An 8,571-nucleotide genomic window follows, 5' to 3' on the forward strand; every position below is an offset into this window, starting at 1 on the left:
TAGCCCGCGCGGCAAGCTTGCGCTGCCGCGCGGGCTCACTCCCCTCTTTTAGCGCAGCCGCACGAGCGTGGACTTCAGTTCGGTGTACTTCTCGAGCGCATGGAGCGATTTATCGCGGCCGTTGCCCGATTCCTTGAAGCCGCCAAACGGGAAGTTCATGTCGCCGCCTTCGTCATAGCAGTTGACCCACACGGTGCCCGCGCGCAGGCGGCGCGAAATCTCGTGCGCATGCGTGAGGTTCGCCGTCCACACCGCCGCCGCCAGACCGTAATCGCTGTCGTTGGCGACGCGCACCGCTTCGTCGATCGTGTCGAACGTAATGACCGAAAGCACCGGGCCAAAAATCTCCTCGCGCGCGATGCGCGCATCGTGGCGCGTATCGAACACGGTCGGCTCCACGTAGAAGCCGCCGCTCGACGCGTTCACGCGCTCGCCGCCCAGCAGCAGCGTGGAATCCTTGCGCCCCGCCTCGATATAGCCGAGCACGCGCTCGAGCTGAAGCTTGTCGACGATCGCGCCCATCGAGACATCGGGATCAAGAGGATTCCCAGGCTTGTATGCCTTCGCCGCTTCCAGCAGCTTCGCGAGGAACACGTCCTTGATGTCGCGATGCACGAGCAGGCGCGAGCCGGCCGTACACATCTCGCCCATGTTGTAGAAGATCGCGCCCGCTGCGGCTTTGGCCGCGCGATCGAGGTCCGGGCAGTCGGGCAACACGATGTTGGGCGACTTGCCGCCGAGTTCGAGCCACACGCGCTTGAGGTTGGACTGGCCCGCGTACTGCATGATCTGCTTGCCCACGTTGGTCGACCCCGTGAAGGCAAGGCAATCCACGTCGCGATGCAGCGCCAGCAGCTTGCCCGGCTCGCCGCCGCCCGGCAGCACGTTGAACACGCCCGCCGGAATGCCGGCCTCGTGCGCGAGCTGCGCCACGCGAATAGCCGTGAGCGGCGACTTCTCCGAAGGCTTGAGCACGACACTGTTGCCGGCGGCCAGCGCGGGACCGAACTTCCACGACGCCATCAGGATCGGGAAATTCCACGGCACCACGGCCGCCACCACGCCGATGGGCTCGCGCGTGACGAGGCCCACGAGATGATGGTCGGCGGGCACGACTTCGCCGCCCACCTTGTCGATGGCTTCGGCGAACCATTCAACGCAATAGGCCGCGCCCGGCACGTCCACCGTGGTGGTGTCGCCAATCGGCTTGCCTGCGTCGAGTGTTTCGAGCAGCGCGAGTTCGTCCAGGTGCTCGCGCATCAGCGCGGCCCAGCGCAGCAGCACAGCCTTGCGCTCGCGCGGATTGCGGCCTGCCCATACGCCTTGCTCGAACGAGCGGCGCGCAGCAGCCACGGCGGCATCGACATCGGCCGCGCCGCAATCAGCCACGCTCGCGAGCACGCGGCCGTCGATCGGGCTCACGCAATCGAAGGTGCGGCCCGAGTACGCGTCGCGCGACGCGCCGTCGATGAATGCACGCCCTTCAATCGAAAGCGTTGCGGCCTTGTCCTGCCAGTAAGCGAGAGTTCTCTTTTCCATGAGGATGCCTCAATGATTTGCGATCCGCTTCGCGTGCCGGGGACGCGGCCGAATTTCAGGCGACGTTCAGCCTGAATTCAGCCCAATGGCAGCAAGAAGCGAACCTGATATGCGCGAGTCAGAAAGTGGGCGGCGAATTGGCCGACACCACCTCGCAAACATCGCTCGCGCTGGGATTGCGAAACCGGTGCGGAAGACGGCTTTCGAAGTAGTAGCTGTCGCCGGGGTCGAGCAGCCAGGTCGTGCCGTCCACGCTCAGTTCGAGCTGGCCGGCCACCACGACGCCGCCCTCGTGGCCCGCATGCGTGAGCATTTCGGCGCCGGTGTCGGCGAGCGGCTGATACACCTCGCGCATGATGCCCATGTTGCGGTCCTTCACGTTCGAGCCAGCGAGGTAGAACTCGATGGACGCGTTGCCGAGATTGGGCATCTCGCCACGACGCGACACCACGCTCGAACCCTCATTCAGATCGAAGGTGAAGAATTCCGCGAGACTCATGGGAATGCACTCGAGCAGCTTCTTGAGCGAGCCCACAGAGGGACTGACACGACTTTGCTCGATCAGCGAGATCGCGCCGTTCGTGACGCCCGCGCGCTTGGCGAGCTCGCGCTGCGACAACCCATAGCGCTTGCGCACGTAACGCAGGCGTGTTGCGACTTCAGTGGAAGCGGACTCGGTCACGTTCGAAAGCCGGTTGATCAGGGAGCGCGCCGAAAGACAACTGCGGACAACAATGAACGACGAACGAACAACAGCCAAACGGCGCGTTGGATGTGTTGAATATTCTAATCAGTTTGCGAAATTTTGCGCTAGTGGAAACCCCTGTAAGTAAATCGAAATATAAAAACGACAGGGCATATTGCGTGTTTGTCGTGGTTTATAGGACACCCTCGGGAAAGTGCTGACATAAAAAACGTAAAAAATAATTGACGGCCTTTTTGGCTCGTATATGCTGAAACACAGGTCGATCGAACGATGACTGCGAGCATGAAACGGTCCTGCAACAAGCCATTCATGCGAAGTACATTGAACGACACCGATGTTCAGATTGATGCAGTGCGAAGTATTCATACCGCACTGAATAAATCGGGCAATTTTTTAACCACCCAGTCGAGTGTAATTGTGAGAGTCCGTGGCCCTCTGGTGAGATGGGAACGAAGTCATGCGAGGTGTCTTCGCAGTGACTGCGCCGCCATCGCCGACGGCATTCGCGGCAGGCTTGCCTCTCGCCTGCTTCCGTCCGTCTTCACCATTCTTTCCCGCCGGTCCGTTCGACGCCATAACGCCGTCTCGGCCCGCGCCTTCATCGCCGTTCATACCGACGAAGTCGCGTCGCTCCTGCCCTAGCGCCTCTCCTTCCTGCGCCGTTCGTTTTCATCGCCGTCGATTGCTCGCGAGCCGCATTGCTGCGCGCCCGCGGCGCGGATGCGCACGTCTTTGCACGGTGTCGCCGCATAACGGCCGAAAACGAACCGCCTACATGATCTCCACCCGCAGCGCGATGCGTTAGCGACGCTCTCGCGCAGCACCCAAGGTTTGCGGCTTTGCCTCGTGCAAGGTCGCAAGGTCATGTCACGTCCGGACATCGCTGAAAAACGATACGCACATGCGTTTTCCGGGCAGAAGAAGTGAAACATTAGTCATGCGAACCAAGCCATTGATTGGAGTCACCGCCGATCGCACGATGATGGGACCGCACGCGTCGCACGTGGCCGGCGAGAAGTACATCGCCGCCGCCGTGGACGGCTCGGGCGGGCTCGTGCTGGTGCTGCCGGCGCTCGGCGCGCGACAGGCCACGGCCGACCTGCTCGAAGCCGTGGACGGCCTGCTCTTCACCGGCAGCTATTCGAACGTGGAGCCGCATCGTTACGGCGGCACGGCCAGCGCAACGGGCACGCTGCACGACCCCGAGCGCGACGCCACCACGCTGCCGCTGATGCGCGCAGCCATCGAAGCGGGCGTGCCCGTGCTCGGCATCTGCCGCGGTTATCAGGAGATGAACGTCGTGTTCGGCGGCACGCTGCATCAGCAAGTGCATGCCGTTGAAGGCTTCGACGACCATCGCGAGAACAAGGCCGACACGCTGGACACGCAATATGGTCCGGCGCACGCCATCGCGCTGGCCGAGGGCGGCTTGCTGCAACGACTCGCCGGCGGAGCACGCGAAGCCCGCGTGAATTCGCTGCACGGGCAAGGCATCGAAACGCTCGGCGGCAATCTCGTTGTGGAAGCAACGGCACCGGACGGCCTTATCGAAGCGATCAGCGTGGCCAATGCAGCGAGCTTCGCGCTCGGCGTGCAATGGCATCCCGAATGGCAGCACGCGCAGAACGCGCTATCCACTGCGATCTTCCGCGCCTTCGGCGACGCTTGCCGCGCTCGCATGCTGGCCCGAATACCGCGCGGAGCCGAGCGCCAATCAATGCACGCATGACGCCGGCTCATACAGAACAGAGAGAATCATCATGAACGACATCGACGACTTCCTGAAGAAGCACCACATTACCGAAATCGAAGCGATCATCCCCGACATGGCGGGCATCGCGCGCGGCAAGATCATCCCGCGCAGCAAGTTCGAATTCGGCGAGAACATGCGCCTGCCTCAAGCGGTGATGATCCAGACCGTGACCGGCGACTATCCGGAAGACGGCAGCTTCACCGGCGTCACCGACCCCGACATGGTGTGCGTGCCCGACCCCTCGACCATCCGCATCATTCCGTGGGCCGTCGACCCCACGGCGCAAGTGATCCACGATTGCGTGCACTTCGACGGCACGCCGGTCGAGATCTCGCCGCGCCGCGTGCTGCGCCGCGTGCTCGAACTCTACGAAGCGAAGGGCTGGAAGCCCGTAATCGCGCCGGAGCTGGAGTTCTATCTCGTCGACATGAACAAGGATCCGGATATTCCGCTCGCGCCGCCCGTGGGCCGCACGGGCCGCCCGGAAACGGGCCGCCAGGCGTATTCGATCGAAGCGGTCAACGAATTCGACCCGCTGTTCGAAGACATCTACGAGTACTGCGATATTCAGGGCCTCGAAGTCGACACGCTGATTCACGAAGTGGGCGCGGCGCAGATGGAGATCAACTTCCTGCACGGCGACGCCCTGAAGCTCGCGGACCAGGTGTTCCTCTTCAAGCGCACGGTGCGCGAAGCGGCGCTGCGCCACCATATGTACGCCACGTTCATGGCGAAGCCGATGGAGAACGAGCCGGGCTCGGCCATGCACATGCACCAGAGCATCGTGTCCTCCGAAAACGGCCAGAACCTCTTCACGGGCGCGGACGGCAAGGCGACCGACATGTTCTACGCGTACATCGCCGGCCTGCAGAAGTACACGCCCGCGCTGATGCCGATCTTCGCGCCGTACATCAACTCGTACCGCCGCCTCTCGCGCTTCATGGCCGCGCCGATCAACGTCGCCTGGGGCTACGACAACCGCACGGTGGGCTTTCGCGTGCCGCACTCGTCGCCGGGCGCGCGCCGCATCGAGAACCGCATTCCGGGCGTCGACACGAACCCGTACCTTGCGATGGCCGCGACGCTGGCCGCGGGCTACCTCGGCATGACGCAGCACCTCAAGCCGACCGAGCCCCTGCTCTCCGACGGCTATTCACTGCCGTACCAGTTGCCGCGCAACCTCGAAGAGGGCCTGACGCTGATGAGCGCATCGGAGCCGCTGAAGGAGATTCTTGGCGAGAAGTTCGTGCGCGCGTATCTCGCGCTCAAGGAAACCGAATACGAAGCCTATTTCCGCGTGATCAGCTCGTGGGAACGCAGGCACCTGCTGCTGCACGTGTAACAGAAAGGAGAAACGAAACATGAACTATCGAATCGACGCCCCCGCCAGCGCGCTGCAAGAAGTGCCGACGACGCTGCGCGCGCAATCGACGCAAAGCGCGCGCTCGACCGCCGAGTACCGCGCGCTCGACGCCGCGCATCACATCCATCCGTTCTCCGACATGGGCTCGCTCAACAAGGCTGGCAGCCGCGTGATCGTGAAAGCGAAGGGCGTGTACCTGTGGGACTCGGAAGGCAACCAGATCATCGACGGCATGGCCGGACTCTGGTGCGTGAACGTGGGCTACAGCCGCAAGGAACTGGCCGATGCCGCCTACAAGCAGTTGCAGGAACTGCCCTTCTACAACACCTTCTTCAAGACCACGCATCCGCCGGTGATCGAGCTTTCGGCGCTGCTCGCCGAGGTGTCGCCCGAGCCGTTCAATCACTTCTTCTATTGCAACAGCGGCTCGGAAGGCAACGACACGGTGCTGCGCATCGTGCACCAGTACTGGCTCACGCAAGGCAAGCCTTCGAAGAAGGTCGTCATCTCGCGCAAGAACGCCTATCACGGTTCGACCATCGCGGGCGGCACGCTCGGCGGCATGGGCTACATGCACGAGCAGATGCCCTCGAAGGTCGAGAACATCGTGCACATCGATCAACCGTACTTCTTCGGCGAAGCGCAAGGCGACATCACGCCCGAAGAGTTCGGCCTCGAACGTGCGCAACAGCTCGAGGCGAAGATTCTCGAAGTGGGCGCGGAGAACGTGGCCGCGTTCATCGGCGAGCCGTTCCAGGGCGCGGGCGGCGTGATTTTCCCGCCCTCGACCTACTGGCCGGAAATCCAGCGCATCTGCCGCAAGTACGACATCCTGCTGTGCGCCGACGAAGTGATCGGCGGCTTCGGGCGCACCGGCGAATGGTTCGCGCATCAGCACCTGGGCTTCGAGCCCGATCTGGTCACGATGGCCAAGGGCCTCACGAGCGGCTATGTGCCGATGGGCGCAGTGGGCATCCATGACCGCGTGGCGAAGGCGCTCATCGAGAACGGCGACTTCAATCACGGCCTCACGTACTCGGGCCATCCGGTGGCGGCGGCCGTGGCGGTTGCGAACCTCAAGCTGCTGCGCGACGAGAAGATCGTCGAGCGCGTGAAGACGGACACCGGCCCGTACTTCCAGCAGCGCCTGCGCGAAACCTTCGCCAATCACCCGATCATCGGCGACATCTCGGGCGCCGGTCTGGTCGCGGGCCTGCAGCTCGCCGAGGACCCGAAGTCGCGCAAGCGCTTCGCGAATGGCGGCGACGTGGGCACGATCTGCCGCGACTTCTGCTTCAACGGCAACCTCATCATGCGCGCCACCGGCGACCGCATGCTGCTCTCGCCGCCGCTCGTGATCACGCGCGCCGAGATCGACGAAATCGTGACGAAGGCGAAGAAGGCCATCGACGCAACCGCGCAACAACTGGGACTTTCGTAACGCTGCAAACGTAAGGGCCGGCGGCGCACAACGGGGTGCGTGCGCCGCCCGCCAATCCTCACCTTCCAGGGATATCAACATGAGTGTCAGTCATCTTCGTCACGCTGTCGCGCTCGCCGCGCTTGCTGTATGCGCGGGCCTCACGGCGACCTCGAGCGCGCCGGCGCACGCCGCCGACGGCCAGCTCAATGTCTACAACTGGTCCGACTACATTGCGAAGGACACGATCCCGAACTTCGAAAAGCAGTCGGGCATCCACGTGAAGTACGACAACTACGATAGCGACGACACGCTGCAAGCCAAGCTGCTCGCCGGCAGCTCGGGCTACGACATCGTGGTGCCCACCTCGAATTACATGGCCAAGCAGATCCAGGCCGGCGTGTACCAGAAGCTCGACAAGTCGAAGATCCCCAACCTCGCGAACCTCGACCCCGTGCTCATGCACATGATCGCCGACGCCGATCCGGGCAATCAGTACGGCGTGCCCTGGGCCTTCGGCACCGACGGCATCGGCTACAACCAGGAGGCCGTCGAAAAGGCACTCGGCCCGAATGCGCCGGTGGACAGCTGGGCGCTCGTGCTCGACCCCGCCAATCTTTCGAAGCTCAAGAGCTGCGGCGTGTCGTTCCTCGATCAGGCCGTGGACGTGTTCGCAGCGACGCTGCAATACATGCACAAGGACCCGAACAGCACGAACCCGGCCGACTACCAGGCCGCCTATGAAGTGCTGAAGAAAGTCCGCCCGTACATCACGCAGTTCAATTCGTCGGGCTACATCAACGACCTCGTGAACAACGATGTTTGCGTGGCGGTCGGCTGGTCGGGCGACGTAGGCATCGCGCACCGCCGCGCCGAAGAAGCCAAGCGCTCGTATCACATCAAGTTCTCGAACGTGAAGGAAGGCGGGCTGCTCTGGTTCGACGTGATGGTGATTCCGAAGGACGCGCCGAATGCCGAGAACGCGATGAAGTGGATCAACTACATCGAAGATCCGAAGGTCAACGCGGCCATCACCAACGAAGTGTTCTATCCGACCGCGAACAAGGCCGCGCGCCAGTTCGTGACGCCTGGGGTCGCGCAGGACCCGACGGTTTATCCGTCCGAAGACGTGCTCAAGAAGATGACGCTGATGAAGCCGATGCCGGCCGACATCCTGCGCCTCGAAAACCGCCTGTGGTCGCAGTTGAAGACCGGCCACTGATCGACTGAACAGATCGGTTATCCGCCCTGGAAGGAAGCCGAAGCAGAAGGAAGGAGACAACGCGCGGAAGAGGGATCGCTCGACCCCTCTTCCTCAGAAGTTCGCTGTTTCGAAGTCCGGTTGAGTGCGTCGCCCCCCTTTTTTTAAATCGACGCACTAGCCTCCAACGAGCCCAGTTCGCAGTACTGATATCCGCGAGTCGCCTCGAGCGCCCCGTGTGGGGCAACTCGCGCCCGCGTTTGCCCAATCTGGCAAGAACATGCCAGTGCATGCGATCAGAAAGGAACCCAGTTACATCATGAATCCGACGTCCAAAGTCAACGCCTCAGAAGCCGCTCGCGCCAATACCGCGGCTAGCTCCCGCGACGCCTTCGTGCGTATCGAAAACGTCGTCAAGAAGTTCGGCGACAGCGTCGCCGTCAACAACGTGAGCCTGAACATCGCGAAGAACGAGCTTTTCGCGCTGCTCGGCAGCTCGGGCTGCGGCAAGTCCACGCTGCTGCGCATGCTCGCGGGCTTCGAAACGGCCACCTCGGGCAAGATCTTCGTCGACGGCGAAGACCTCGCG

General features: G+C 62.8%; 8 protein-coding genes. 6 read left to right on the top strand and 2 right to left on the bottom strand.

Going from position 1 to position 8,571, the window contains the following annotated elements; all coding sequences use genetic code 11:
* Window positions 1-48: 48 nt before the first annotated feature.
* Together HV773_RS16540 and HV773_RS16545 are read right to left on the bottom strand one after the other, a co-directional pair.
* Entirely contained in the window at window positions 49-1,539 is a 1,491-nt protein-coding gene (locus HV773_RS16540; RefSeq protein WP_175195558.1) for an aldehyde dehydrogenase, read from the bottom strand.
* A 118-nt stretch (window positions 1,540-1,657) separates the two neighbouring features.
* Window positions 1,658-2,221, bottom strand: a complete 564-nt coding sequence (locus HV773_RS16545; RefSeq protein ID WP_175195560.1) for a cupin domain-containing protein — start codon at window positions 2,219-2,221, stop codon at window positions 1,658-1,660.
* A gap of 441 nt (window positions 2,222-2,662) precedes the next feature.
* Between HV773_RS16545 and HV773_RS36880 the strand changes: the two genes are divergently transcribed.
* The 6 genes from HV773_RS36880 to HV773_RS16570 all read left to right on the top strand — a co-directional run.
* Complete coding sequence (locus tag HV773_RS36880) at window positions 2,663-2,887, top strand: hypothetical protein (protein WP_246282293.1); 225 nt, start codon at window positions 2,663-2,665, stop codon at window positions 2,885-2,887.
* 295 nt (window positions 2,888-3,182) lie between these two features.
* Window positions 3,183-3,974 (top strand): gamma-glutamyl-gamma-aminobutyrate hydrolase family protein, encoded by a 792-nt coding sequence (locus HV773_RS16550; RefSeq protein ID WP_175195562.1) that lies wholly within the window; start codon window positions 3,183-3,185, stop codon window positions 3,972-3,974.
* A 31-nt stretch (window positions 3,975-4,005) separates the two neighbouring features.
* Entirely contained in the window at window positions 4,006-5,340 is a 1,335-nt protein-coding gene (locus HV773_RS16555) for a glutamine synthetase family protein (RefSeq protein WP_175195564.1), read from the top strand.
* A 19-nt stretch (window positions 5,341-5,359) separates the two neighbouring features.
* The gene (locus HV773_RS16560; protein ID WP_175195566.1) at window positions 5,360-6,802 is read left to right on the top strand and encodes an aspartate aminotransferase family protein; all 1,443 of its coding nucleotides are present in this window, start codon (window positions 5,360-5,362) and stop codon (window positions 6,800-6,802) included.
* Window positions 6,803-6,881: 79 nt separating this feature from the next.
* Window positions 6,882-8,003 carry a polyamine ABC transporter substrate-binding protein gene (locus tag HV773_RS16565; protein ID WP_175195568.1) on the top strand — a complete coding sequence of 374 codons (1,122 nt, stop codon included), beginning with the start codon at window positions 6,882-6,884 and terminating at the stop codon, window positions 8,001-8,003.
* A 298-nt stretch (window positions 8,004-8,301) separates the two neighbouring features.
* The coding region (locus tag HV773_RS16570) for an ATP-binding cassette domain-containing protein (RefSeq protein WP_175195570.1) at window positions 8,302-8,571 on the top strand (270 nt) is incomplete at its 3' end.

The sequence above is a fragment of the Paraburkholderia caffeinitolerans genome, assembly GCF_902859945.1.
GTDB lineage: Bacteria > Pseudomonadota > Gammaproteobacteria > Burkholderiales > Burkholderiaceae > Paraburkholderia > Paraburkholderia caffeinitolerans.

Coding starts and splice junctions, on each gene's coding strand:
- HV773_RS16565 (WP_175195568.1), top strand. CDS start 6,882: ATGAGTGTCAGTCATCTTCGTCACGCTGTCGCGCTCGCCGCGCTTGCT.
- HV773_RS16555 (WP_175195564.1), top strand. CDS start 4,006: ATGAACGACATCGACGACTTCCTGAAGAAGCACCACATTACCGAAATC.
- HV773_RS16550 (WP_175195562.1), top strand. CDS start 3,183: ATGCGAACCAAGCCATTGATTGGAGTCACCGCCGATCGCACGATGATG.
- HV773_RS16560 (WP_175195566.1), top strand. CDS start 5,360: ATGAACTATCGAATCGACGCCCCCGCCAGCGCGCTGCAAGAAGTGCCG.
- HV773_RS16540 (WP_175195558.1), bottom strand. CDS start 1,539: ATGGAAAAGAGAACTCTCGCTTACTGGCAGGACAAGGCCGCAACGCTT.